This window comes from Frigidibacter sp. SD6-1 (genome assembly GCF_030143255.1).
GTDB lineage: Bacteria > Pseudomonadota > Alphaproteobacteria > Rhodobacterales > Rhodobacteraceae > TMP-24.
This window is the reverse complement of sequence record NZ_JARJNR010000001.1, coordinates 605,403-631,342: the sequence shown is the minus strand read 5'-3', so window position 1 is coordinate 631,342 and position 25,940 is coordinate 605,403. Positions and strand designations below refer to the sequence as shown.

Here is a 25,940-nt window from a genome sequence, read left to right as displayed (position 1 = left end):
CTCAGCGCCCCTCCATCTCGGCCCTGGCATTGCGGATGTTCCAGATCATGATCGGCGTCACGAGCGCCATGATCACGATGGCAATCGCCGCCCCCCGGCCGAAATCGCCGCCGCCGCGGAACATCCAGTCGAACATCAGGTTGGCCAGCACGTTCGATTTCCACTGGCCGTTGGTCATTGCCAGCACGATGTCGAAGACCTTGAGCACCGTGATGGTGATCGTCGTCCAGACCACGGCAATCGTGCCCCATATCTGCGGCACCATGATCCTGAAGAAGATCTGGATGCCATTGGCCCCGTCGAGCACTGCCGCCTCGATCGTTTCCTCGGGAATACCGCGCAGCGCGGCCGACAGGATCACCATGGCGAAGCCGGTCTGGATCCAGACAAGGATCGCCATCAGGAAGAAGTTGTTCCAGAACGGCAGCGCGATCCAGGCCTGCGGATCGCCGCCCGCCCAGGTGACAAGCGCATTCAGGATGCCGATCTGCGCGTCATCGCCCGAGCGATAGTCATAGACGAATTTCCAGATCACCGCCGCGCCGACGAAGGAAATCGCCATCGGCATGAAGATCAGCGATTTCGCGATATTGCCCCAGGCGATCCGGTCGGTCAGCGCCGCCGCGAGAAGCCCGAGGAAGGTCGAGGCGGCGGGCACGACCAGAAGCCAGAGGAAATTGTTGAAGATCGACTCCCGGAAGCCAGCATCGGCCAGCAGCCAGCGGTAATTGGCGGTGCCGACGAACTCCTGACCCGCCTTGCCGTGGAAGGAAAGGAAAAGCGATTCCCAGACCGGATAGACGAGATAGAGGCCGAGCGCGAGGATCGCCGGGCCGAGGAACAGCCAGGGCCGGATCAGGCCCGCGCGGTGGATGTTGCGCGCGTTCTGCGCCGGGTCGCCGGTGCGCGCGGGCAAGAGCCGGTCAAGACAGAAATTCGCCCCCCAGAACCAGCTGATCGCCGCGAAGATGCCAAGGACGATGGTGAAAAGCGCCGTCCAGACCTGTTCCATCTCCGCCCCTCCCCCGGCCGGTCATCGGTTGGTCCGGGGGCCGCATGTGCCCCCGGGCAGCATTTCAGATGAGGGACAGGCGACCTACTTGATCGCGTCCCATTCCTTCTGGACCTGTGCGGCGACATCGGCGGCGGACTTGCCGCCCGCATAATCGACCATGCCGGTCCAGAAGGCACCCGCGCCGATCTTGCCGGGCATCAGGTCCGACCCGTCGAAGCGAAAGGTGGTGGCGTTCAGAAGGATCTCGCCCTGCTTCTTCAGCGCGTCATTGCCGTAGGCCTCGACATTGACCGACTTCAACGGCGTCAGGAAGCCCGATTGGGCCATCCAGACCTCATGCGCGATCGGCGTCTTCAGCCATTCGATGAAGGCACGCGCCGCCTCGCTGTCCTTGGTGATCATGGCAAGCGTGCCCGCACCGAGGACCGGCTTGCCCAGATCCTTGCCCGCATAGGCTGGCATGTAGAAGAAATCGGCATCCTGACCGAGCTTGGTCCCTTCGGGGAAGAAGGACGGGATGAAGGACGCCTGATGGTGCATGTAGCATTTTGGCGGCGAGGCGAAGAGACCCTTGGGGCTGTCGCGGAAATCGGTGGTGGCCACCGCCGCCGCGCCGCCATCGACGAACGTGTCATTGCGCGCGAACCAGCCGAATTCATCGATGGCGCCGACGATCGCCGGATCGGTGAAGGGCAATTCGTTAGTGACCCACTTGTCATAGGTGTCTGGCGTTGCCGTGCGCAAGAGCATGTCCTCGACCCAGTCGGTCGCAGGCCAGCCGGTGGCGCCGCCCGATCCAAGCCCGATGCACCAGGGCGTACCGCCATCGGCCACGATCTGTTCGGTCAGGGCCTTCAGCTCCTCCATCGTCTGGGGAATTTCATAGCCCGCATCCTCGAAATTCTCGGGCACATACCAGACAAGCGACTTCACATCGATCTTGTAGGGGAAGGCATAAAGCGCGGACGCCCCGTCCTTGCCCTTGTAACTGCCAAGGCCAACCCAGCTGTCGCCCGCCGCGTAATTGTCCTTCAGCCACTGGGTGGTTTCATCGCCCAGGGGCACGAGAAGGCCCTTCGAGGCGAGATCGCCGATGAGGCCGGGCTGCGGCAGCACAGCGATGTCCGGGGGAGAGCCCGCCTGGGTATCGATGACGATCTGCTGTTCATAGTTCTCGGACGAGGAATAGTTGACCTTCACGCCGGTCGCCGCGGTGAAATAGGCCAGCATGCTTTCGACCAGCACCTGATCCTCGCCCCGCCACGGTCCGAAGATGGTGAGCGTCTGCCCGTCAAGGTTGTATTCTTCCGAAAAGTCGGTGAAGCTTTGCCAGTTAAACCGCGCATCCTCACCCGGCGCGAACTTCAGATCCTGCGCGAGCGCACCGCCCGCCAGAAGTGCGAAAAAGGCCGTTCCGGCCAGCAGTTTTTTCATGATCTCCTCCCGTTTGGGCCATCGCCCGAGCCATCAGGCGCCGGAATCAGATTTCCAAAGCGCTTTGACTTATTCACCATGCGCCCGCTGGCGCCATGAGTCAATAATCTGCGCAGATGAATGGAATGTGCATGCAAAAAAGAAGAGATTGACGGGGCACCGCCGCCATGGTTCAGTCCACACGAAACTAAAGCGCTTTGGAAAGACCGATGAACCTGAAGGAACTGTCAAAAAGGCTCGGGCTGTCGCAGACGACCGTCAGCCGCGCGCTGAACGGCTTTCCCGAGGTCAGCGAGGCGACGCGCACCAAGGTGCAGGCGGCGGCGCGGCGCTACAACTACCGGCCGAACAATCGGGCGCGGGGGTTGGCGACGGGGCGGACGATGGCAATCGGCCATGTCATTCCGGTGTCCTCGAAGCACGAGATCGTCAACCCGGTCTTCGCCGATTTCATCGCGGGCGCCGGAGAGACCTATTCCGGCGCCGATTACGACATGGTGCTGACCGTCGTTTCCGACGCCGACGAGGCCGATGCCTACCGCAAACTGCGCGCGAAGGGCACGGTCGACGGGATCATCGTCCATGGCCCCAAGGTCGACGACGCACGCATCGCGCTTCTGCACGAGATCGGCCTGCCGTTCGTCGTCCATGGCCGCTCCTCCGAGGCGACGCTGCCCTATTCCTGGCTCGACGTGAACAACCGCCGCGCTTTCGAGCGTGCCACGTCGTTCCTCCTTGATCTCGGCCACCGCCAGATCGCGCTGGTCAACGGGCTCGAGACGATGGACTTCGCCTTCCGCCGCCGCAAGGGCTACGAGGCCGCACTTGCCGCGCGCGGGCTCGCGCCCGACCCGCAGCTGATGGTGTCGGATGAGATGACCGAGGCGAACGGCTATCAGGCGACCCGCCGCCTGCTCGACCTCGCGGCACCGCCGACGGCGCTTCTGACCTCCTCCTACATTTCCGCCATCGGCGCCCGCCGCGCCGTCGAGGAACGCGGCCTGAAGCTCGGCCGCGACATCTCGATCGTCACCCATGACGACGAACTCAGCTATTTCCGCAATGGCGAGGATGTGCCGATCTTCACCGCCACCCGATCCTCGGTGCGCGAGGCCGGGCGGCAGGCGGCGGCGATGCTTCTCGAGCTGATCGCCGACCCAGACCTGACGCCGCAGACCCGGCCTCTGGAAGCCGCGCTGATCGTCGGCGCCTCGACCGGTCCGGCGCCCCGGTGATGCAACCGGCCTTTTCCCACCGTCGCGCCGACTTCCCCGAAGACTTTCTCTTCGGCGCCGCGACCTCGGCCACACAGATCGAAGGCACGGCTTTCGGCGGCGCGGGCGCCTCGCACTGGGACACGTTCGCGCTGACCCCTGGCAACGTGGTCCGTGGCGAGACCGCGGCGCGGGCCTGCGACCATTACCACCGCTGGGAGGAAGACCTCGATCTGATCGCGGGCGCCGGGTTCGATGCCTACCGCTTCTCGATCAACTGGGCGCGGCTCCTGCCCGAGGGCACGGGCAAGCCGAACCCCGCGGCGCTCGCCTTCTACGACCGGCTGATCGACGGCATGTGCGCCCGGGGCCTGCAACCCTTCCTTACCCTCTACCACTGGGACCTGCCCACGGCCCTCGCCCATCGCGGCGGCTGGGCGAACCGCGACATAACCGGCTGGTTCACCGATTACGCGCTGACGGTGCAACGAAGGTTCGGCGACCGGCTTGCCAGTACCGCCACGCTGAACGAGCCCTGGTGCGTGGCCTGGCTTTCGCATTTCATCGGGGCACATGCGCCCGGCCTGCGCGACATCTCGGCCGCCGCGCGCGCCATGCATTTCACGCTGACCGCCCATGCGGGCGCGCTGGCGGCGCTGCGCGCCGAAGGCGCGAAGAACCTCGGCATCGTTCTCAATTTCGAACATGTCGACCCGGCCTCCCCCGCCGATGAGGGCGCGGCCGCGACCGAAGAGGCGCTTTTCAACCGCTGGTTCGCCGAGGCGCTGGCGCTTGGCCGCTATCCGGCCAAGGCGCTTCAGGGCCTGGAATGCTGGCTGCCCAAGGGCTGGCAGGCCGATCTCGACGCCATTGCCGCGCCGCTCGACTGGCTCGGCGTGAACTACTACCGCCGCGCACTGAAGGCCGCCGTCCCCGGCACGCCCTGGCCCGCGACGCGAGAGGTCGAAGGCCCCTTGCCGAAGACCACGATGGGCTGGGAAATCCACCCGGACGGCCTGTCCGACCGGCTAGTGAAACTCGCGCGGCTCTTCCCCGGCCTGCCGCTCTGCGTGACCGAAAACGGCATGAGCGCCGACGACCATATAACGGACGGCGCAGTGGCGGACCCCGACCGCATCGCCTATGTCGACGCCCATCTCGCGGCCTGCCGGGCGGCCATCGCGGCGGGCGTGCCGCTGAAAGGCTATTTCTACTGGTCGCTCATGGACAATTACGAATGGGCGCTCGGTTATGACAAGCGCTTCGGTCTGATCCATGTCGATTTTGAAAGCTTGAAGCGGACCCCGAAATGGTCCTATCAGGCCTTCCAGCACATGCTCCTGCCCCGGACCCTCTCCGCAAGATGACCTCTCGCCCCCTGCCCTTAGACGCCACGCTCGTTCTCGCCGACATCGGCGGCACCAATACCCGCGTTGCGCTTGCCCGTGGCGGCCGGGTCGCGCGCGATACGATCCGCCGCTATGCGAACGCGACAAGCGTCGATCTGCCAGCCATCCTGAGGGACTATCTGGGCGCCCTTGGCTCGCCTGCCTGCGCAGGCGCCTGCATCGCGGTCGCGGGGCCCGTACAGGACGGCGTCGCCGAAATGACCAACCTCGCCTGGCGCATCACCCGCGAGGACGTGGCGGGTGCGACCGGCGCCCGGACCGTGGCGATCCTCAATGACCTGCAGGCACAGGGCCATGCGCTCGACCGGCTTTCGGGCGAGAGCCTGCGCACCATCATCGCCGGCCCGCCTGCGCAGCGCGACGGCGCGCGGTTGGTGATCGGCGTCGGCACCGGCTTCAACGCCGCGCCCGTCCACCGGACTGGCGGCGCCCTCCTCGTCGCCGCCGCCGAAAGCGGTCATGCCACCCTGCCCCTTCGCACCGAGGAAGACCTGCGCCTTGCCCGTCATGTCGAGAAGGCGCACGGGTTCGCGGGGGTCGAGGATGTGCTGTCGGGCCGGGGTCTCGAACGGCTCTACAGCTTCCACGCCGCAGGGACCGACCTGTCGGCCGCCGAGATCATGGAGCGGATCGGCAAGCCCGGCGAGGGCGCCGCCAACGCGACCTGCAGGCATTTCGTCACCCTTCTGGGGCGGGTGGCAAGCGATCTGGCGCTCGACCATCTGCCTTTCGGCGGCATCTATCTGGTGGGTGGTGTAGCGCGCGCCTTCGCGCCCCATCTCGCCGATCAGGGCTTTGCCGACGCGTTCCGCGACAAGGGGCGCTTTTCCGACTTCATGGGCGAGTTCGCCGTACATGTGGTCGAGGATGATTATGCCGCCCTTGAAGGCTGCGCCGATCATATCGGCCGCCGGATCGCCGGCTGAAGCTCTTCCGTCAAGCCAATCTTAACCGCGCGGCCTTAGTCCTTTTCCCGGAGCAGAGGACGAATGCGCCATGGACACGGACAAGGATGCTGACGGGGGAGCAGATGGGGCCGCGCCGGTCATGCTCGACCGCAGGCTCGATCTGACGGCGGCCGCGCCGCTGCGCGCGCGTCTCCTTGCGCTGCGGGGCCAGCCGGTGCGCGTGGATGCAAGCGAGGTGGCGCTTCTGGGCGGTCTCTGCCTGCAGGTGCTGCTCGCGGCGGCAGCGGCCTGGCGCGGTGACGTCCGCCCCTTCCGCATCGCTCCGCGCTCGGCCGCTTTCGATGCGGCTCTTGCCAGCTTCGCCCTGCCGCTCTCAGCGCTTGAGGGGGATCAGTGATGGCCATACGGGTGCTTGCCGTCGACGACAGCCGCACGATCCGCGATCTTCTGGAACAGGCGCTGACCGGCGCGGGCTATCAGGTCACATTGGCCGAGGACGGGCAGGAGGCGCTCGACCGGCTGGCGGAGGCCGCGCCCGACGCGATCATCTCCGACATCAACATGCCGCGCCTCGACGGGTTTGGCCTGATCGAGGCGGTCAGGCGGCAGGACCGCCACCGCGCCACGCCGATCCTGGTGCTGACCACCGAAAGCGCGCCGGAACTGAAGGCGCGGGCCCGTGCGGCCGGCGCCACCGGCTGGATCGTCAAGCCGTTCGAGGCCGACAAGCTCGTGCGCGCGCTTCAGATGATCGCGGGCTGAGGACACACGGATGGCCGCATCCGCCGATCCCCTCGCCGAGATCAGGGCCGGCTTCTTTGCCGAATGCGAAGACCTGCTCGGGCGGCTCGATGACTCGCTCGCCGATCCCTCCATCGCCCTCCCCGGGTCGGAGGCGATCCACGCCGCCTTCCGCGCCGTCCATACGATCAAGGGCGGCGCTGCCTCCCTGTCCTATGAGGCGCTCGCCGAAACGGCACATGTCTTCGAAAGCGAGCTCGACCGCCTGCGCGGCGCCGATGAAGCGCCGGATGCGGCCACCCTGGGCGCGATGCAGGCCTTTGCCGACGAACTGGCACAGGCCGTCGAGCGTGCGAAAACCGCCGGACCGACCGGGGATGCGGGGGGCGGCGAACCCGATCCAGCGGCGCCTGGCAACTGGCGCATCCTCTTCCGGCCCGCCGCCGCGCTCTTCCAGTCCGGGAACGAAGCGCTTCACCTGATCAATGCCCTCATGGACCTGGGCGAGGCCTCGGTTTCCTGCGACACAGGCGCGCTGCCATCCCTCGACATGCTCGACCCGCAGGAAGGCTACCTCTCCTGGACCGTCGATCTCGCCGGTTCGGTCGATGAAAGCGCCATCCGCGAGACCTTCGAATTCGTCGAGGATATCTGCGACCTGCATATCGGGCGCCTGGAAGAAGCACCCCCGTCACGGCCGGAAGTGGCAGGCCACGGGCCCGACGACGCCTCGCCGAAGGACCCGGAACCCGCAGCGCGCGGCGCGACGCCCGAGCGGCCCACGGTCCGCGTCGATCTTGACCGGTTCGACCGGCTGCTGAACCTTGTGGGCGAACTGGCGATCGCCGAGGCAATTCTCGCCCGGCGACTCGCCGATGCGGGACTTGACCGGCGCTCGGCGGCCGCAGCCGCACTTGAGGAGGTCCAGACCCTCGGCCGCGACCTGCAGGACTCGGTCCTCGCGCTCCGCACCCAGCCGGTCAAGCCGCTCTTCCAGCGCATGGCACGCATCCTGCGCGAGGCGGCGGCGCGGGCGGGCAAGCCCGCCCGGCTTTGCCTTGAGGGCGAAGCGACCGAGATCGACCGCTCGATCGCCGAACGGCTGGTCGAACCCCTCACCCACATGATCCGCAATGCCGTCGACCACGGGCTGGAGGAGCCTCCGCGGCGCGCGGCAGCAGGAAAGCCCGCCGAAGGCCGGATCACCCTCTCCGCCGCCCACCGATCCGGGCGCGTGATCATCGAACTGGCCGATGACGGCGGCGGGATCGACCGCGCGCGGGTCCGCGCCACCGCGGTTGCCAAGGGGCTGATCACATCTGACACGGCGCTGACCGAGGCCGAGACCGACGCGCTCCTCTTCCGCCCGGGTTTTTCCACCGCGCGCGCGGTCGGCGCCCTTTCCGGCCGTGGTGTCGGCATGGATGCGGTGCAGACGGCGGTCGCGGCGCTCGGCGGCCGCCTGTCGCTCTGGTCCGGCCCGGGCCGGGGCACCCGCATAACGCTCTCGCTTCCCCTGACGCTCGCGGTGATGGAGGCGATGCTGGTCCGCGCGGGCGGCCATGTCTTCGCCCTGCCGCTCGCCGCGACGCTCGAGGCCGCGCGGCTCGGCGCGCCGGATCTTGACCGTTTCGCGCGCGGCGAGCGGCTCATCCGCCTGCGCCAGCGCCAGACCCCGCTTTTCGATGCCGCGGCGCTTCTCGGCCTCGGACGCGCCCGCCCGGGCGCAGCACTCGCCGTGATCCTCGCCGACGAGGCGGACCGGCGCCTCGCCCTCATCGTCGATGAGCTGACGGGCCAGAGCCAGATCGTTGTCAAGCCGCTCGGCGCGGGCCTCGGCCGGGTCCCCGGTGCGGCGGCGGCAACGATCCTCGGCGACGGGACGGTTGCCCTGATCCTCGACCCCGGCGAACTCATCGATCTCGCCGCTGCCGGTGACCGGCAGGCACCGCCGCCCGAAAGGCTCGCCTCATGACCGGCGCCCAGACCATGCAGACCGCTGCCCTGACCGAAACCAGCACCGATTATCTCGGCCTTTCGACAGGCGGCGAGGATTTCGTCCTGCCGCTCAGCGCGATCCGCGAGATTCGCAGCTTCGGACGCGCCACGCCCTTGCCGCACCGACCCGCTTGGGTGCTGGGCGTCGTCAACCTGCGCGGCACGATCCTGCCTGTCATCGACCTCGGCCGCCGCTTGGGGCTCGCCGCCGACGACGATGCCGGAACGCTTGGCGCGCGCCCGGTGATTGTCGTGGTCGAGGATCAGGGCCGCCCGCTTGGCATCGCAGTCGCGCGTGTGCGCGACATCACGCGGATCGCCGACCGGGCGCTTGAACCGCCACCCGCCTGCGCCGCGGGGCCCGGCGGCACGTTCCTCAGGGCGCTTGCCGTCGAGGCGGGCACCGTCCTTCGGGTGCTCGACCCTGCCCGCCTCGCCCCCGGGCCGGAGGGAAATACCACATGACGCTGCGCGCCGGGATCAGGGGCGCGCCGGGCGACCGGGCGCCGTTCCACATCGCCGCCATCGCACGGCGGGTCGAGGAGGAGGCGGGGATTCTTCTGCCGCCCGCGCGTTATCCGATGATCGAGGCGCGGCTGAAGCGGCGGCTCGCGCGGCTCGATCTCGGTTCCTACCGCGACTATCTGCGCCTGATCGACGGGCCGGAGGGCACGGCGGAACGTCTGGCGCTTCTGGGCCTGCTGACCACGCATGTCTCGCATTTCTTCCGCGAGCCGCACCATTTCCGGATGATGCGCGAAAACCTGCTGCCGCCCCTGATCGCCGAGGCGCGGGCCGGGCGCAGGCTTCGCTTCTGGTCGGCCGGATGCGCCGCCGGGCAGGAAGCCTATTCGCTGGCGCTGACGCTCCTCGACCTGGCGCCCGATGCGGCGCGACTGAACATCGAAATCCTCGCGACCGACCTCGACGCGACCCAGACCGCACGCGCCGCACGCGCCCTCTATCCAGCCGCCGCGCTCGACGAGATCCCGCCCCCCTTCCGGCACCACTGCCAGCCCGCAGCCGACGGGTTCACCCTCTCGGATGCGGTGCGCGGGCTGGTCCGATGCCGGACGCAGAACCTTCATGCCGACTGGCGAGCCGCACAGGGTTTCGACGCCATCCTCTGCCGCAATGTGCTGATCTATTTCGAGCCGCGGGCGCGCGAGCGTCTTATCTCGCGGCTGGCGGACGCGCTCGCCGACGGCGGCTGGCTCCTCCTCGGCCATGCCGAGCGGGCGACCGGCCGCGCCGCCGCGCGCCTGCAGGCGCTTGGCCAGACCGTCTATCGCAGCGGTGGCGGAGGGACGGGATGACCGGGACAGCACAGCCCTTTCGCGCGCCACAGTTACGCGCCGCCCGACCCGACGCGGGCACGGTCGACGCCGAGATCACGGTCGCCGCCCTTGCTTCGCGGGTCGCGGGCGAGCTTCACCAGCTGGCCGGGCTCGCGCTCGGGCTGCAGGACGCTTTGTCGGCTTCGGGGGTCGCCCGGAAGGCGCCGGACGAGGCCCTGGCCGGTCTGCAGGCCATCGACCGGATCACCCAGAATCTCGGCGACCTCTCCCGTCTGCTCGCCGCGCTTGCCGGCCAGCTGACCCCCTCCCCCACGATCGCGACGCCCCCGCTCGCGGACGGGCTGATCCTGCGCGATCTGGCGCACCGGCTGTTCGGGATGGACGTGGCCGCCGTCGAACCACCGGGCGCGGGCGGCGTGACACAGACCAACGAGCCCGCGCCCAGCGGCGAGGTCTCCTGGTTCTAGCCGTCGGCCTGGGTGCGTCGGCTGCCGGTTCTCGGGCCCGCGCCGACGGCACAAAGCGAAAGCAGGCGCTCGCCGATCCGCACGGGTGGCAGCAGTTCCTCCGCCGCCCCCAGCGCAGCAGCGGCGCCGGGCATGCCGTGGATCAGGCTCGTCTCTGCGTCCTGCGCCAGCGTGCGGGCACCCCGGGCACGCAGGTCCAGCATCCCCCTGGCGCCGTCCCGGCCCATGCCGCTCAGAAGCACCGCGGTGATCGCGCCGGCATGCGGCAGGCCCGAGGCAAACAGCCGCTCGACCGAGGGACTGTGGCCGCACGAGCCCTCTGTGGGAAGCACCGCAAGCGTCAATGGCGCCAGGGGCCGCAGTTCGACATGCGATCCCTTGCCGGGCGCGAGATAGACACGGCCGGGCACGATCTGCTCGCCATGTCGGGCGATGGTCACGCGCGGCAGGAACGAACGTTCCAGGCGTTCGGCGATCCGGTCGACATAGACGGGCGGCATGTGCAGCGCGACCACGAGGGCCGGGCCGTCTGCGGGAAGCACCGCAAGCATCTCTTCCAGTGCCGCGACGCCACCGGTCGATGCACCGACAAGGCAGATCCGTTCCCAGTGCCGCGTCGCCGATGCGACGGCAGGCGCCTTGCGCGCCGCCGTCCGGGCGGCACGCGCCAGCGTCAGGCGGCGGGTCGCCAGTGCCGGTGCCGCCGAAGACGCGGCTATGAGGCGCTGGACGAGTCCCTGCGGCCCGCGCGCATAACTCCCGGCCACCTTTTCCAGGCAATCGACGGCGCCAAGCGCCAGGGCCTCCACCGCCGCCGCGCTTCCCGCCGCCGCGAGAGAAGACAGGATCACCACCGGCATCGGCCGGTCGCCCATGAGCCGCCTGAGGAAGGTCAGACCATCGCAGCCCGGCATTTCGATATCGAGAAGAAGGACATCGGGGCGCACCTTTGGCAGAAGGACAGCCGCCTCGGCGCAGTCCGCGGCACTCGCCACAAGCGCGAGCCGCCCGTCGCCCGAAAGGTGATGCGCCAGCAAGCGGCGCTGCGTGGGCGAATCGTCGACCACCATCACGCGCACCCGAGCGGCGCCGGGCGCGTTCGCTGCCGCTTCAGAATTCCTCCCAGCCATCGGCCTGCCCCTCGGCTGCGGTATCGGGCGCTGCCAGGGCGACGGTGCCGGCCGCGCGGCCCGCAACCGGATTGCGCGGCCTGGCCGGACCCGGCGGCGGCGGCGGTTGACGTGCCACCGACCAGCCGTCCTGCGCGACTGCCTCTCCTCCGGTCGGACGGCTGCGCACGCTGAACCGTTCGACCGTGGCGCTGAGCGCCCTGGCGCTTTCGGTCAGGCGCTGGCTTGCAAGGGCCGTATCGGCAAAGAGCGCGGTGTTTTCCTGTGTCGCATGGTCGATCTGATTCACCGCCTGGTTGATCTCGGCAAGGCCCGTCGATTGTTCGCGTGCCGATGCGGCAATATCGGCCATGCGCTGCGAGATCTGGCCGACCGATCCGACGATCGCCTCGATGGCGACGCCGGTCTGGTTGACATGGCCCACCCCGCGCTTGACCTCCTGCGCCGCCTCGCTCAGGAGCACGTCGATCTCACGCGCGGCTTCCGAGGAACGCTGCGCGAGCGCGCGCACCTCGTTCGCCACCACCGCAAAGCCGCGCCCCGCCTCGCCCGCGCGCGCGGCCTCGACGCCCGCGTTCAACGCCAGAAGGTTGGTCTGGAAGGCGATATCGTCGATGACCGAAGCAATCTTGGCGATCTTCTCCGACGAACGCTCAATCGCGCCCATCGCCTCGACCGCCTGCTGCACAACCGGTGCCGAGGCAGCTGCCGAGGCGCGGGCCGCCGTCACGACGGCGTTGGCCTCGCCCGCGCCCTCGGCGGCGGACTGGACCGAAACGGTCAGCTCGTCCAGCGCCACCGCCGTCTGTTCGAGCGTCGCGGCCTGCCGCTCGGTCCGCCCCGACAGATCGTCGGCGGCGGCGGCAATCTCATGGACCTCTGCCTCGATGGCCGAGGCATTCGAAACGACGGTCCGCACCAGATCCTCAAGCCGGTCGAGCGTCCTGTTGAAATCCTCTCGCAAGGTCCGGTAATCCTCGGCGAATGCGTCGGTCAAGCGGGTGGTCAGATCGCCCTCGGACAGGCGTCGGAGGCCGACGCGCAGGGCCTCCACCACCGCAGCCTGCGCCTCCTGCAGGGCCTGGCGCTGCGCCTCGGCGGCGCGGCGCGCGGCCTCGGCCTCGCTTACGTCCGAGCCGATGAAAACCACCTTGAGAAGCGCCCCGGCGCTATCGCTGACCGGTGCGAAGCCGCCTTCGACCACCCTGCCACTGCCCTCGCCATATCGCGCGAAGAACCGGCCATAGACCGCCTGCCCGCGGGACAGCTGTTCGGCCATCCGCCCGAAGTTCAGAGGCACGCCCGTATCATCGGAAAGAACCGCGCCCAGAGGCTGGCCAACACAGTCCGCCGCGGCACGCCCCGCCATCGCGGAAAATTGGCTGTTCAGGGCAAGAACCGATCCGTCCCCCCCGCATTCCAGCGTCACGAGATCGCGGTCGATGGCGCCGAGCAGCGCGCGGTTCATCCTTTCCTCGGTGACCTCGCGCCATTCCGCGACAAAGCCGATGCGCTCGCCCGTTTCGGCCAGCACTTCGTTCGCCTCCAGGCGGAATCGCGCCTGCCCGAAGCGCAACTCGGCGACAACAGGCCAGAGGTCTGCAGCCTGAAAGAGGGTCGCAAAACCGCCTTCGCCCTCCAGAAGAGAACCGACGCCCCTGCCGACAAGGCCGTCGGCGTCAAAGTCCGCAAGACGCTGGCCGATCTCTGCCGCATGCGTGCGGAACAGGGCCGTCAAGGCGCTGTTGGCATGGGTTATGCGCCCCCGTTCGTCGAGAACCATCAGGGCGGCGGATGACCCCGCGAGGGCCGCGCTGTTCACCGCATTCTCGCGCGCAGTAACGGCGGCGAGGCTCAGGGCATTGCGGAAGGTCTCCAGCGTTCGGGCGATCGCACCGATCTCGTCGCCGCGCGCCGTACCGTTGACCGGACAGTCGTAGGTGCCCGAAGCGATCCGTTCCATCGCTTCCGCCGCCCCCGCCAATGGCCGCGACAGGCTGCGCGCGACGAGGAAGACGATCAACCCCATCGCAAGAGTCGAGACGGCAGCGCCGAACAGCATGGACCGCACCATCCGCAGAACGGGGCTTACAAGCTCCTCCTCCGGCTGTTCCAGCACCAGCGCCATCCTGAACCCGGGCAGTTCGATCCTGCCGGTCATCAGAAGGGCGGGACGACCATCGATGCCCGGCTCCTGCGAAACGACATGCTCTACATCGAATGCGGTCTTCATCGCATCCGGCGTTCGTTTTCCCGTATAGGCCTGCACGTCCGGCGCCGCGCCGAGATCGGAGCGCAACCGCCGGTCGGTACCGAGCAGATAGGAGGTCAGGGCGATGCCGTCGCCATGCCGCCGCGCGAGGATCGCGTTCATCTGGTCGGTCGAAATCTGAAAGACCAGTGCGCCGAGAACACGGCCGTCGACCGAGGTGATCGGCGCCGCCGCAAAGCTTGCGGGCTTGCCGTCCGATGCCGGATAAGGCGCGAAATCGGAAAACAGGATCGGCGTGTCCGCCGCCTGCAGGACCCGCCGCACGGTCCGCGCGAGACTTGTCGTGCGCAGCGAGCCGGTCAGGAGGTTCTCGCCGATATCCTCTTCCTTCGCGACGGTATAGAGGATCGTTCCATCCACGGCGACCAGCATCACATCGTGATAGTTCTTTTCGCTGAAGATCGACACGAAGCCTTGATGATACCGCGCGTGCGCGACCGAATAGTCTGACACGTTGGTGACCCGGTCGAGCTTGTATCGTTCGCCGAAGGCGTTGGGATTGCCGTCAATATACTGGTCGTGGACATAGCTCCTCGCCTCTGATCCGAGTTTTTCCCAGGCCGAGGTGAAATCCCGCAGCGCCCTGAGCGTGAGCGGGCTTGCCGCCGTCGCCTTGAGATCGGATCCGGCGCCCTCGAACCAGGCTTCGAACTCCAGAAGCTTGGAATCGAGCGCCGTATTGATCCGCGCGACGCCCGCCTCCATCAGCGCCTGGCGCGCGGCGTGATATCCGGTGTAACCGATGGCGAGCATCGCCACCACGACCATCGTCCCCAGGATCAGCGGTAGCTTCACCGCAAGCTTCAGATCGTCGAGCGCGCGCATTCAAGCCTCGTCCCAAGGGCAGGGTTCCGCCTGGGACTTTCCGCGCGCGGGCTGAAGATTCGATTAAGGAAGAACGGGCGGCGCCTCAGCCGCCCCGCAGATAGCGCACGAGCTGACGGGTCGAGCCGTCCTTGCCCGCGTCGCCTACGCGCCCCTCCAGCACCGGCTGCAGCGCGAGCGCCAGTTCCTTGCCCAGTTCGACCCCCCACTGGTCATAGGAATTGATCCCGAGGATCACGCCCTCGACGAAGACGCGATGTTCATAAAGCGCGATGGTCTGGCCCAGAAGGTAGGGCGTGAGCTTGGGGTAAAGCAACGTCGTCGAGGGCCGGTTGCCCGGAAAGACCCGGTGGCGGGCCTGCCGTTCCAGTTCGGCGCCGGTCAGGCCCTTCTTCGCCATGATCGCGCGCGCTTCGTCGAGCGAGCGGCCCTTCATCAGCGCCTCGGACTGCGCAAGGCAATTGGCCATCAGGAGGAGATGCTGGTGGGCAAGATCGGGCTCGTGCCCTTCCCTCGCCAGTAGAAATTCGCACGGAACCACCCGCGTGCCCTGATGGATCAGCTGGTAGAAGGCATGCTGGCCGTTCGTCCCCGGCTCGCCCCAGACGACGGGACCGGAATGGAACGGCAGATCGGTTCCGTCCATCGCCACGCGCTTGCCGTTACTCTCCATCTCCAGCTGCTGAAGATAGGCGGGCAGCCGCGCGAGGCGCTGGTCGTAGGGCAGGACGGCGCGGGTCGCATGACTGCAGATCTGGTTGTGCCAGATGCCGACAAGGGCCAGAAGGACGGGCAGGTTTTCCCCAAACGGCGCTTCGCGGAAATGCGCGTCCATGGCCGCGCCGCCCTTCAGGAAGTCGTCGAACCGGTCGGGCCCGATGGCGAGCATCAGCGAGAGGCCGATCGGCCCCCACATCGAATAGCGCCCGCCGACCCAGTCCTCGAAGCCGAAGACGCGATCAGGCGCGATGCCGAAGGCGGCGGTCCTGTCGGCGGCGGTCGAGACGGCGACGAACTGCGCGCCGGGATCGGCGACCTTCGCCGCCATCCAGGCGCGCGCGGTCTGCGCGTTGGTCATCGTCTCGATGGTGGTGAAGGTTTTCGAGGCGACGATGACCAGCGTCGTCGCCGGATCGAGGCCCTTCAGAACGTCATGCACATGCGCGCCGTCGACATTCGAGACGAAATGCGCGCGCGGCCCGTCGGCATAGGGCGACAGCGCGAGGCAGGCCATGGCGGGCCCGAGGTCGGATCCGCCGATGCCGATATTCACAACATCTTTGATCCGTCCGCCCTGCCCCGCAAACCGGCCCGCCCGCACATCACCCGCGAAGGCACGCATTCGCGCATGGGTCTGCCGGACCTCTGGCATCACATCCTTGCCGTCGACCGTGACGGCTCCGTCGAGGTTGCGAAGCGCGGTGTGCAGGACCGCCCTGCCCTCGGTTTCGTTGATCTTCTCGCCCTGAAACATCGCATCGCGCTTCGAGGCGACATGCGAAGCTTCTGCCAGCCGGATCAGCAGGTCGCGGGCATGGGCGTCGATCGTCGTCTTCGAATAATCGAAGAGCATCCCGTCGGCCCGCACGGAAAAGGCCTCGGCCCGGCCCGGCCGGTCGAAGAGCGACAGGATCGTCACCTCGCCCCGGTCGCGCTCGTAATTCCTCAGATCGTCCCAGAGACTCATCTTACCCTCATTCGGCCCAATGGACCGTCGCATTGGCCAGAAGGGCGCGAATGGGCGCGCGTTCAGGGGGCAATCCTTCGGATTCCTCCAACACCCGGCGCTTGTCCGCCCCGGTGATCAGCACATGGATCGCCATCGCATCAGCAAGGACGCGCGCGGTCAGTGTCACACGCGGCTCTCCCGCCGCCTCGGCCCTGATCGGCAGCGCCACCGGCGCGTCGGCGGCAAGCGCCTCGGCCAGCCGGTCAGCGCCGGGGAAGAGCGAGGCCGTATGCAGATCCGCCCCCATGCCCAGAAGCGCCACCGACAGCGGCAGATGCGGTGACACCGCCGCCGCCACCCGCTCCATCGCCTGCTCGGGTTCCGGTGCATCGGCGCAAAGCGAGACGAACTGCGCCTGCGCCGCATGTCCCCGGATCAGCCGCTTGCGGATCAGCCGCGCGTTCGATCGTTCGTGATTCTCATCCACCCAGCGTTCATCGTTGGGGATGACCGTCACCCGGTCCCAGCCGAGGTCGAGCCCGGCGAGAAGGTCGAAGACCGGACCCGGCGTTGTGCCGCCCGGCACGGTCAGGCTTGCCCGCTCGTTCCGCGCAAGCGCCTGGCGCAGGTCGCTCGCCACCGCATCGGCGACCGAGAACATCATCAGGTCGCGGTCGGGATAGGCGACGAACCTCATTCGCGGATCTCCCGCCAGCGGCGGCCATCGCGATGCAGAAGCATCAGCGCATCCTCTGGCCCCGACGATCCGGCATCATAGGGCTTCGGCCTGTCGCCCCGGCCTTCCCATCCGGCGATGATCGGATCGGTCCAGGCCCAGGCCGCCTCGACCTCGTCGCCCCGCATGAAGAGCGTCTGGTTGCCGCGGATCACATCCATGATCAGCCGCTCATAGGCATCGGGAATGTCGGCGCCATCGGCGCCGAGCGCCTCGGCGAAGGACATGTCGAGCGGCACCTCGGTCAGGCGCATGCCGCCCGGCCCCGGTTCCTTGATCATCACGGAAAGCGTCATCCCCTCGTTCGGCTGCAGCCGGATCGAGAGCACATTCTCGCGCCAGCCCTCCTCCTCTCCGAAGATCGAATGCGGCACCTCCTTGAAGACGACCGCGATTTCCGAAGCGCGGGCGCGCAGCTTCTTGCCGGTGCGCAGATAGAAGGGCGTGCCCTTCCAGCGCCAGTTCGCGACATTGACCTTCAGCGCCACATAGCTTTCGGTAGTCGATGACTGGTTTTCGGCATCCTGAACATAGGACGGCGCGTCCTTCGTACCGCGATACTGGCCGCGCACGATATCCTCGGGCCGCACCGGCTCCAGCGCATGGATGACCTTCAGCTTCTCGTCCCTGACCGCGTCGGGATCGAACCGGTAGGGCGCCTCCATCGCGATGAGGCAGAGGAGCTGCATCATGTGGTTCTGCACCATGTCCCGCATCGCGCCCGACTTGTCGTAATAGGCGCCCCTGCCGCCCACCCCCACGGTCTCGGCCACCGTGATCTGGACATGGTCGACATGGCGGGCGTTCCAGAGCGGTTCGAACAGGATGTTGGCGAAGCGGACCGCCATCAGGTTCTGGACGGTTTCCTTGCCCAGATAATGATCGATCCGGTAAATCTGATGCTCGGTGAAATGGGCGGCGAGCGTGGCGTTCAGCGCCCTGGCCGAGGCAAGGTCACGCCCGAAAGGCTTTTCCACGACGATGCGCGCCTCGGGCGTGGCGATGCCATGAAGGTGCAGCCGCTCCGCCAGATCGCCGAAGAGCGCAGGCGCCACCGAGAAATAGAAGGCCTGCGTCACGCCCGGACGCATCTTGGCCTTCAGCGCGGACCAGCCCGCTTCACCCTTCGCATCGACCGCGACATAGGACAGATGCGCGAGGAAGCGCTCGACCGCATCACCCTCGCGCTTCGCCGGACCCACGAATTCGCCGATCGCCTCGGCCGCGAGGGCGCGAAAGCCCTGATCGTCCAGTTCGGCACGGGCGGCGCCGACGATCCGCGCCTCCTCGGGGATCTGGCCCGCGACATAGCGGCGGAAGAGGCCGGGGATGATCTTGCGCCTGGCCAGATCGCCCGTGCCGCCGAAAATCACGAGGTCGAAGGATTCCACTGGAATGACGCGCGAGACCATGTTCCCTCCGGGCTCCGGTTTCCGTGCGCTGTTAGCGCTAACGGCAGGCTCTTTAGCGCCTTCCTCCCGCCAAGTCTAGCATCGGTTGAGGGCGCTTCCAACTGCGGCGCGCCCTGAAGGGCGGCCTATCGCCGCCCCGAACGGGAGTGATCCGGCGGAGCCGCGCCGAAACGGCGCGGCGCGCCTTTCCTCTCGTGCGCCCCGCGCGATGCGCGGGCCACTCGGTCGGGTCTAGCCGATCCGGCTCTCGCGGTACTGCACCCGCGCCAGCCAGTCGGGGTTGATTTCCACCCCCCAGCCAGGGCCGTCGGGGATGCGGAGCCGTCCGCCGTCGACCGCATAGGGCGTGCCGAGGAACAGCTCCTGCTGCCAGGGGTAATAGTCCGGCCCCTCGATCGAGAATTCGAGATATTTCCCGGCATTCGGAATCGCCCCCAAAAGGTGCATCGTGCAGATCGTGACCAGCGAGAGGTTGGCCGAATGCGGCGTGACCGGCAGGCCGTGGCGGGCCGCCATCTCGCAGACGAGAAGCGTGCGCGACAGGCCGCCCATATACATCACATCGGGCTGGACGACGTTCACCGCGCCCGTCTGCATCATCCGTTCCCAGGTGGCGAGATCCCAGTCCTGCTCGCCCCCGGTCACATCAAGCGAGAGCGCGTCGGTGACCGCCTTCGTCGCTTCGAGGTCCCAATAGGGCACCGGTTCCTCGAAATGGCCGATGCCATTGTCCTCCAGCCTGAGCCCCACCGCGATTGCGCGGGGCACCGAGAAGCCGGAATTGGCGTCGACGAGCTTGGCTATTCCATCGCCAAGCGCCGTCGCGACCGTGGGAATGACCGCCTCGGTCCGGCCCGGCCATTCGTCCACGTCGCGGCCGCATTCCGCCGCCACCCGCCATTTGAAGGCGTCGAATCCCTGTTCGTCGCGCAAGCGGACAAGGCGCGCGGCCTCGTCCTCGGGTGTGATGTCGCGTTTCATCGAGGAGGCATAGGCGCGGATCGGACGGGCCGCACCGCCGAGGAGTTCCACCACGGGCCTGCCCTCGCGCCGCCCGCGCATGTCCCAGAGCGCGGTATCGAGCCCGGCGAGCGCCCGGCAGCGGTAGGAGCCGGGATATTTATGCTCCTTCTCCTCGATCCGCTGCACGAGACCAAGGATATCGTCGCAGCCAGCGCCGAGCGCATGGGGGGCCACCTGACGATGAAAGACCTGCTGGGTGATGTCGGCATTGTAGGTCGAGGTCTGCCCCCAGCCCACCGCGCCGTCCTCGGCCGTAACCTTCACGAAACAGACGAATTCATCGGCAAATGTTTCCAGCCTGACAATCCGGTGCATCCGGTCCTCCCTTTGCGATCATCATGACCCTAGCGGCCCGTGAGCGCGCCGCACATACGGAAACGACGCGAGGCCAGCGCCTTGACGTCGGTCGCGGACTGGCATACCTCTCTGCCCGCATGCGGGTGTAGCTCAATGGTAGAGCAGCAGCTTCCCAAGCTGAATACGAGGGTTCGATTCCCTTCACCCGCTCCATCCCATCTCTTCGCTCTGGTCCCCGCCGCGCCAGACCGCTATTCGGGTATCCGAACCAGCAAGGAGACTGAGAATGGGCGAGATCACCCGTCTTGAAACAGGCCCGCGCATGTCGCAGGCCGTCATCCACAATGGCATCGTCTATCTGGCGGGCGTCGTCGGTGAGCCGGGCGGCAGCGTGACCAGCCAGACGACCGAGGTCCTGACCGAGATCGACCGGCTTCTGGCGCTGGCCGGGTCCGACAAGACCCGCATCCTGCGCGCCCAGATCTGGCTGGCCGACATGGCCGGCTTTGCCGAGATGAACGCGGCGTGGGATGCCTGGGTGGCACCGGGAAATGCGCCCGCCCGCGCCACCGGCGAGGCGAAACTGGCGACGCCTGACTATCTGGTCGAGATCATCATCACGGCCGTGCAGAAGTGATAGACCCTGCCCCGGCCATGGTGCCGGGGCCTCCTACAGCCGCCGGAAGGCCTCTTTCTGGCGGCGGGTCCAGCGGACGCGGATCAGGTGGCCTGCATCGCTGTCCGTTTCGGCCAGAACGATCCCCTGATCATGCAGCCAGGCCCGCGCGCGCCCTTCGGTGAAGGCAAGCGTCAGCGCCTCCTCGACCCGTTCCTCGTCGAGCGCCTCGGTGATCGCGGCGAAAAGGCCCGTGAGGCCCTCGCCTGTCAGCGCGCTGACGGCCTGGATGCCCGGCGTACGGGCGTCCTGAACCGTCAGCGCCGCGCGGGTTTCCACCGAAAGCAGGTCGATCTTGTTCCAGACCTCGATCATCGGCACGCCCTCATCGACCCCGAGGCTGGCGAGGATGTCGGCCACGTCGGCCGCCTGTTCCTCGGTCTCGGGATGGGCGATGTCGCGGACATGGAGGATGAGGTCCGCCTCCAGCACCTCTTCCAGCGTCGCGCGGAAGGCCGCGACAAGCTGCGTCGGCAGGTCTGAGATGAAACCCACGGTATCGGACAGGATCACCTTGCGCCCGGTGGGCAGGGTGACGCCGCGCATCGTGGGGTCGAGCGTGGCGAACAGCATGTCCTTGGCCAACACATCGGCGCCGGTCATGCGGTTGAACAGCGTCGACTTCCCGGCGTTCGTATAGCCCACCAGCGCCACGATCGGAAACGGCACCTTGCGGCGTGCGGCGCGGTGCAGTTCGCGGGTCTTCACCACCTTCTCCAACTGGCGGCGAATCTTCACCACCTCGTCGTCGATGGCGCGGCGGTCGGCCTCCATCTGCGTCTCACCCGGGCCGCCGACGAAACCGAAACCCGACCGGCCGCGCTGGCGTTCAAGGTGCGTCCAGGCGCGGACAAGGCGCGAGCGCTGGTAGGTCAGTGCCGCAAGCTCGACCTGCAGGACGCCTTCGCGGGTCCGGGCCCGGTCGGCGAATATCTCAAGGATCAGCCCGGTCCGGTCGAGAAGCTTGACCCCCCATTCCTTTTCCAGATTGCGCTGCTGGATCGGGCTGACCTGCCCGTCGACCAGCACAAGCGCCACATCCAGATCGGCGAAACGCCCCTTCAGTTCGGCGATCTTGCCCGAACCGAAGAGCTTGCCCGCCTGTGCCTTCGGCAGGCGCACGACCTCGGCGCCCGCCACCTCAAGGTCTGGCAGCGCCGCCGCGAGCGACACAGCCTCGGCCAGCGCCAATTCGGGCGCCCGGCGGCGGTCGGATTTCATGTCGGGATGCAGCACGAAAGCGCGCGTCACATCCGCGCGCCCCTCGCCCCCCTCACGGTGGTCGGCGGGTTTCAGTCTTCACCCTCGTAGAGCGAGATCGCCTGGCCCGGCATGATGGTCGAGATTGCGTGCTTGTAGACCAGTTGCGACTGGCCGTCCCGGCGCAGGAGCACGCAGAAATTGTCGAACCAGGTGATCACGCCCTGCAGCTTCACGCCGTTGATGAGAAAGATGGTGACGGAAACTTTCGTCTTGCGGACCTGATTGAGAAAGGCGTCCTGCAAATTCTGTTTGTCGGCGGCCATTGGTTATGCCTCGTTTCTTATAAGCGCTTTATTCGCCCCACGGTGGCGCTCCGGAGACTTGGGCCAAGTATGCCGAAGTATTTTTCTTTCGCCAGTGCAAAAACGCAGCGTTTTCAAGTGCTGGCCAATCCGTTGTGAGAAAATTGATCAGACCTCTTCTTCCTCTTCCTCGAAATGCGCCATCCGCGCGCCAGACTTGCTGGTCGTGACCACGCCGAGCGACTTCAGCTTGCGGTGCAGCGCCGAGCGTTCCATGCCCACGAAGGCCGCCGTGCGGCTGATGTTGCCGCCGAACCGGTTGATCTGGGTCAGGAGATATTCGCGCTCGAAAAGCTCGCGCGCCTCGCGCAGCGGCAGCGTGGCCAGCCCGCCGGTCAGGGTGATGCGGCTGTCGTCGGCATCCGCGGGCGCGTGGCCCGGCAGGTCCTGCGGCTCGATCGGGCGGCCCGCGTCACCAAGGATCAGCGCGCCTTCGATCGCATTCCTCAGCTGGCGGATATTCCCGGGCCAGTCCATGGTCTGCATGACCGCATCTGCCTCGTCCGACAGTTCACGCGTCGGCAGGCCCTGCGCGCGGTTCAGATGCTCGATGAAATGCCGCGCGATAAGCGGAATGTCCTCGCGCCGGTCGTCAAGCGAGGGCACGGCGATCGGCACAACGTTCAGCCGGTCATAGAGTTCCTGCCGGAACCGCCCGGCATTGATCTCGACCGGCAGTGCGCGCGTGGTCGAGGAAATGACCCGCAGATCGACCCGCACCTTGTCGGCCCCGCCGACGCGGGTGAACTGCTGCTCGGTCAGGACGCGCAGGATCTTCGACTGGGTGCCAAGCGGCATGTCCGCCACCTCGTCGAAATAGACGAAACCGCCGTGCGCCTGCTCCAGAAGCCCCTTCTCCACACCCCTTTCGGGCGTCTCGCGGCCGAAAAGGACCTCTTCCATCCGCTCGGGCTCGATCGAGGCGGAGGCGACGGTGACGAAGGGTCCGTTCGCGCGCTGGGAATTGGCGTGGATGTAGCGCGCGGCCAGCTCCTTGCCGGTTCCCGGCTCGCCGGTCAGCATCACCCGCGCGTTCGATTTCGTCACCTTGTCGAGGTTCGACTTCAACGTGCGGAAAGCGGGCGACTGGCCGATCATCTCCTGCGGCGAGGTCTCGCGGCGGCGCAGCGATGCATTTTCGCGCCGAAGCCGCGCGGTTTCCATCGCGCGGCGCACGACCACGGTCAGCTGGTCGATGTTGAACGGTTTCTCGATGAAGTCGTAGGCGCCCTGCTTGATCGCGGCGACCGCGATCTCGATATTGCCATGGCCCGAGATGATGATGATCGGGATATCGGGATTGTCTCGCTTCACCGTCTTGAGAATGTCGATCCCGTCCATCCGGCTGTCCTTCAGCCAGATATCGAGGATCATCAGCGCGGGCGGCTCGTTGTTGATCTCGTCCATGCACTCGTCGGAATTGCCGGCCAGGCGCGTGGTGAAGCCTTCGTCGCGCAGGATGTCCGCGATCAGCTCCCTTATGTCGCGTTCGTCGTCAACGATCAGAATATCACTCATGCCACTCCTCCCGCGGCTTCCGCCGCCCGCTCTTTCACCGCGCGCGCCTGTGTCTTGGCTCGCGGCAATCTGATTTCGGCCAGCGCCCCGGCGTGCGCCGCCCCTTCGAACAGCGGCGCATCGGTCAGCACCAGCGTGCCGCCATGTTCCTCGATGATCTTCTTGACGATCGGCAGGCCGAGCCCCGTGCCTTTCTCGCGCGTCGTCACGTAAGGTTCAAACAGCCGCGCACGGTCCTCGGGCAGGCCGATGCCATTGTCGGCGATGCGGATCGTGATCTGATCGCCCTCGGCCCGCATCGCGACCCGAACCTCGGGCGCATAGCCTTGCGGAGCGCCACGTTCCTGAAGAGATTCAACGGCTTCGCCCGCGTTCTTGATGAGGTTCGTCACCGCCTGCGAAATCATCGTCGCATCCAGTTCCACGATGACGGGGTCGCTTGGCAGGTCAGGGACAAGCCGCGCGCCGTGCAACGCGCCCTCCTGCAGGGCGACTGCATCGCGCATCAGTTTCGCCAGATCGTGATCGCGACGGTCAGGCTCAGGCATGCGGGCGAACTTGGAAAACTCGTCCACGATCCGGCGCAGGTCGCCAGTCTGGCGGACGATGACGTCGGTCATCTGTTCCAACTGATCGGACTGTTCGCCGACAAGCGGCGCGAACTTGCGGCGGATACGTTCTGCCGACAGCTGGATGGGCGTCAGCGGGTTCTTGATCTCATGCGCGATCCGGCGGGCGACATCGCCCCAGGCGGCCATGCGCTGCGCGCTGACAAGCTCGGTCACATCGTCGAAGGCCACGACATAGCCTTCCAGCCCGCCACCCTCATTCCGCCGCATCGCCATGCGGACCAGCAGGCTTTCAAGCCGCCCTGCCCGGCTGACCTTGATCTCTTCCTGAGCGACCTCGCCGCGACCGCCGCGCAGCCGGTCGAAGAGCGTGGCGAATTCTGGCACGGCCTCAGCCAGATCGCGGTCATGGTCCTTGTGTTCATCGAGTGCGAGAAGCCGCACCGCGGCACGGTTCATGAAATCGATCCGGCCATCCGCGCCCAGTCCCACGACACCGGCAGTGACTGAAGAGAGGACCGAATCGAACAAACGCCGCCGGTCCTCGGTCTGGCGGTGACTGTCGATCAGCGCCTCGCGCTGGCTTGAAAGCTGCCGGGTCATCTGGTTGAAGAGCCGACCGAGCATGGCGATCTCGTCGTCGCCCGGCTCCTCGACGACCTGCACGCCCAGATCGCCCGCGCCGACCCTTTGGGCCGCGCCCGCCAACCGCCCGACCGGCCGCGCCAAGCGTTCCGCGATCCAGAGGCCCATCCAGATCGCGGCGAGGATCAGGATCAGGGCAAAACCCAGATAGACAAGGCCGAACTCGAAGATCACCCGCCCTCGCGTCGCCTCGAGCTGCTGGTAAAGCCCGACCGTTTCCCGCGTATTGTCAAGCAGATTCAATATCTTGCCGTCGACATTTCGACTGACGTAGAGATAGCGGTCGGTGAAGGCATCCAGCTTATCCAAAGCCCGGAACTCGTTATTGTCCCAGTCCTCGATCAGCACCAGTTCGCCGGTCGCGGCGCGCTGCAGATCGGCGGCGGTCGGCTGTTCATAGTCGAACAGATAGGACCGGTCGCCGCGCGCCTTGATCTCGCCCGTGCCGTCGATGACATAGGCCTCGCGCAGGCCGCGCTGGACGCGGGTCTGACCATCGGTCAGCAGTTGCCGCACCTCGGCATCGGTAATCAGGAAGGCGGCCCGCTTGCTCTGATCGAGAAAACCGGCAAGCGCCCGCGTGTCGGCATCCAGATCGCGGCGATGTTCCTCCTGATAGGCCTCTGCCGCGTTCAGAGACGTGCCGACGACGCTTCGCACCCGGTCGGAAAACCAGCCCTCGAGACCGATATTGACCGTGAGGCCCGCGAAGATCGCGACCAGCACCGTCGGCACCAGAGCCACGCCTGCGAACATGCTGGTCAGGCGCAGGTGCAGGCGCGAGCCCGCCGATTTCGCCCGCCGCGCCGCGATCATCCCGGCGAGACGCGTCAGCACAAGGCCGGCAAGCAGCAGGAAATAGACGAGGTCGGCCAGAAGGATAAGGCGCAGCGAATCCGATTCCGCGCCTTGCGCCATCGGCCCCAGAATCACGAAGGTCGCGACCGCCAGAACCGGGCCAAGCGCGACCAGCGCGATGGTCAGCGCGTTCTGCACCCTGCGCTGCCGCCTCAGCCGCGACAGCCTTTCCCATGTCCAAACCCGACCAAGCCCTTGCAAAGGGGTCCACTCTCTCCGCTGTCCGGCGGCTACCGCTGGTGCCTACATCTGCCCCGTGGT

Annotated in this window: 22 protein-coding genes and 1 tRNA gene; 11 read left to right on the top strand and 12 right to left on the bottom strand. The window is 67.1% G+C overall.

Annotated elements, in window-relative coordinates; genetic code table 11:
- Window position 1: 1 nt before the first annotated feature.
- Entirely contained in the window at window positions 2-1,012 is a 1,011-nt protein-coding gene (locus P0645_RS03065) for a carbohydrate ABC transporter permease (protein ID WP_284163086.1), read from the bottom strand.
- Between the two features lie 84 nt (window positions 1,013-1,096).
- On the bottom strand, window positions 1,097-2,449 hold the full coding sequence (locus P0645_RS03060; protein WP_284163085.1) for an ABC transporter substrate-binding protein: 1,353 nt from the start codon (window positions 2,447-2,449) through the stop codon (window positions 1,097-1,099).
- Window positions 2,450-2,658: 209 nt separating this feature from the next.
- Here P0645_RS03060 and P0645_RS03055 point away from each other — a divergent pair, with 209 nt between their 5' ends.
- From P0645_RS03055 to P0645_RS03015, 9 genes are all read left to right on the top strand, one after another.
- Window positions 2,659-3,684, top strand: coding sequence for a LacI family DNA-binding transcriptional regulator (locus P0645_RS03055; protein ID WP_284163084.1), 1,026 nt, complete (start codon window positions 2,659-2,661; stop codon window positions 3,682-3,684).
- Window positions 3,684-5,030 carry a GH1 family beta-glucosidase gene (locus P0645_RS03050; protein ID WP_284163083.1) on the top strand — a complete coding sequence of 449 codons (1,347 nt, stop codon included), beginning with the start codon at window positions 3,684-3,686 and terminating at the stop codon, window positions 5,028-5,030. The genes P0645_RS03055 and P0645_RS03050 overlap by 1 nt, the downstream gene beginning before the upstream one ends.
- Window positions 5,027-5,998 (top strand): glucokinase, encoded by a 972-nt coding sequence (locus P0645_RS03045; RefSeq protein ID WP_284163082.1) that lies wholly within the window; start codon window positions 5,027-5,029, stop codon window positions 5,996-5,998. Before P0645_RS03050 ends, P0645_RS03045 begins: the two co-directional genes overlap by 4 nt.
- 70 nt (window positions 5,999-6,068) lie before the next feature.
- Window positions 6,069-6,377: an STAS domain-containing protein gene (locus P0645_RS03040; protein ID WP_284163081.1), complete on the top strand. Its 309-nt coding sequence runs from the start codon at window positions 6,069-6,071 to the stop codon at window positions 6,375-6,377.
- Window positions 6,377-6,742, top strand: coding sequence for a response regulator (locus tag P0645_RS03035; protein ID WP_284163080.1), 366 nt, complete (start codon window positions 6,377-6,379; stop codon window positions 6,740-6,742). The genes P0645_RS03040 and P0645_RS03035 overlap by 1 nt, the downstream gene beginning before the upstream one ends.
- A 10-nt stretch (window positions 6,743-6,752) precedes the next feature.
- Window positions 6,753-8,696 carry a chemotaxis protein CheA gene (locus tag P0645_RS03030; protein ID WP_284163079.1) on the top strand — a complete coding sequence of 648 codons (1,944 nt, stop codon included), beginning with the start codon at window positions 6,753-6,755 and terminating at the stop codon, window positions 8,694-8,696.
- On the top strand, window positions 8,693-9,184 hold the full coding sequence (locus P0645_RS03025) for a chemotaxis protein CheW (protein ID WP_284163078.1): 492 nt from the start codon (window positions 8,693-8,695) through the stop codon (window positions 9,182-9,184). The genes P0645_RS03030 and P0645_RS03025 overlap by 4 nt, the downstream gene beginning before the upstream one ends.
- Window positions 9,181-10,035 carry a CheR family methyltransferase gene (locus tag P0645_RS03020; RefSeq protein ID WP_284163077.1) on the top strand — a complete coding sequence of 285 codons (855 nt, stop codon included), beginning with the start codon at window positions 9,181-9,183 and terminating at the stop codon, window positions 10,033-10,035. The genes P0645_RS03025 and P0645_RS03020 overlap by 4 nt, the downstream gene beginning before the upstream one ends.
- On the top strand, window positions 10,032-10,484 hold the full coding sequence (locus P0645_RS03015; protein ID WP_284163076.1) for a DUF8776 family protein: 453 nt from the start codon (window positions 10,032-10,034) through the stop codon (window positions 10,482-10,484). The genes P0645_RS03020 and P0645_RS03015 overlap by 4 nt, the downstream gene beginning before the upstream one ends.
- On the opposite strand, the gene P0645_RS03010 is transcribed toward P0645_RS03015, so the two are convergent.
- The 6 genes from P0645_RS03010 to P0645_RS02985 all read right to left on the bottom strand — a co-directional run bounded on the left by P0645_RS03010 (window position 10,481) and on the right by P0645_RS02985 (window position 19,866).
- Entirely contained in the window at window positions 10,481-11,614 is a 1,134-nt protein-coding gene (locus P0645_RS03010; RefSeq protein ID WP_284163075.1) for a chemotaxis protein CheB, read from the bottom strand. The two genes, P0645_RS03015 and P0645_RS03010, sit on opposite strands and share 4 nt — an antisense overlap.
- Window positions 11,595-14,711, bottom strand: a complete 3,117-nt coding sequence (locus P0645_RS03005) for a methyl-accepting chemotaxis protein (protein WP_284163074.1) — start codon at window positions 14,709-14,711, stop codon at window positions 11,595-11,597. Before P0645_RS03005 ends, P0645_RS03010 begins: the two co-directional genes overlap by 20 nt.
- A gap of 85 nt (window positions 14,712-14,796) precedes the next feature.
- Entirely contained in the window at window positions 14,797-16,398 is a 1,602-nt protein-coding gene (pgi, locus tag P0645_RS03000) for a glucose-6-phosphate isomerase (RefSeq protein ID WP_284163073.1), read from the bottom strand.
- Window positions 16,399-16,405: 7 nt separating this feature from the next.
- On the bottom strand, window positions 16,406-17,077 hold the full coding sequence (pgl, locus tag P0645_RS02995) for a 6-phosphogluconolactonase (protein ID WP_284163072.1): 672 nt from the start codon (window positions 17,075-17,077) through the stop codon (window positions 16,406-16,408).
- Complete coding sequence (zwf, locus tag P0645_RS02990; protein ID WP_284163071.1) at window positions 17,074-18,528, bottom strand: glucose-6-phosphate dehydrogenase; 1,455 nt, start codon at window positions 18,526-18,528, stop codon at window positions 17,074-17,076. The genes pgl and zwf overlap by 4 nt, the downstream gene beginning before the upstream one ends.
- A gap of 231 nt (window positions 18,529-18,759) precedes the next feature.
- A complete protein-coding gene (locus tag P0645_RS02985) occupies window positions 18,760-19,866 on the bottom strand; it encodes a mandelate racemase/muconate lactonizing enzyme family protein (RefSeq protein WP_284163070.1) in 1,107 nt (368 codons plus the stop codon).
- A 121-nt stretch (window positions 19,867-19,987) separates the two neighbouring features.
- On the opposite strand from P0645_RS02985, the gene P0645_RS02980 reads away from it, so the two are divergent.
- Together P0645_RS02980 and P0645_RS02975 are read left to right on the top strand one after the other, a co-directional pair.
- Window positions 19,988-20,061 (top strand) — tRNA-Gly (locus P0645_RS02980).
- Window positions 20,062-20,134: 73 nt separating this feature from the next.
- Window positions 20,135-20,485 carry a RidA family protein gene (locus P0645_RS02975; RefSeq protein WP_284163069.1) on the top strand — a complete coding sequence of 117 codons (351 nt, stop codon included), beginning with the start codon at window positions 20,135-20,137 and terminating at the stop codon, window positions 20,483-20,485.
- A 33-nt stretch (window positions 20,486-20,518) separates the two neighbouring features.
- Here the strand turns inward: P0645_RS02975 and hflX are convergent, their stop codons facing one another.
- The 4 genes from hflX to P0645_RS02955 form a co-directional block, all read right to left on the bottom strand.
- Complete coding sequence (gene hflX, locus P0645_RS02970; protein ID WP_349775067.1) at window positions 20,519-21,775, bottom strand: GTPase HflX; 1,257 nt, start codon at window positions 21,773-21,775, stop codon at window positions 20,519-20,521.
- A gap of 41 nt (window positions 21,776-21,816) precedes the next feature.
- Window positions 21,817-22,050 carry an RNA chaperone Hfq gene (gene hfq, locus P0645_RS02965; RefSeq protein ID WP_267631903.1) on the bottom strand — a complete coding sequence of 78 codons (234 nt, stop codon included), beginning with the start codon at window positions 22,048-22,050 and terminating at the stop codon, window positions 21,817-21,819.
- A 147-nt stretch (window positions 22,051-22,197) separates the two neighbouring features.
- Window positions 22,198-23,607: a nitrogen assimilation response regulator NtrX gene (gene ntrX / locus P0645_RS02960; RefSeq protein ID WP_284163068.1), complete on the bottom strand. Its 1,410-nt coding sequence runs from the start codon at window positions 23,605-23,607 to the stop codon at window positions 22,198-22,200.
- Window positions 23,604-25,880, bottom strand: a complete 2,277-nt coding sequence (locus P0645_RS02955; RefSeq protein WP_284176643.1) for a sensor histidine kinase NtrY-like — start codon at window positions 25,878-25,880, stop codon at window positions 23,604-23,606. Before P0645_RS02955 ends, ntrX begins: the two co-directional genes overlap by 4 nt.
- Between the last annotated feature and the right edge of the window lie 60 nt (window positions 25,881-25,940).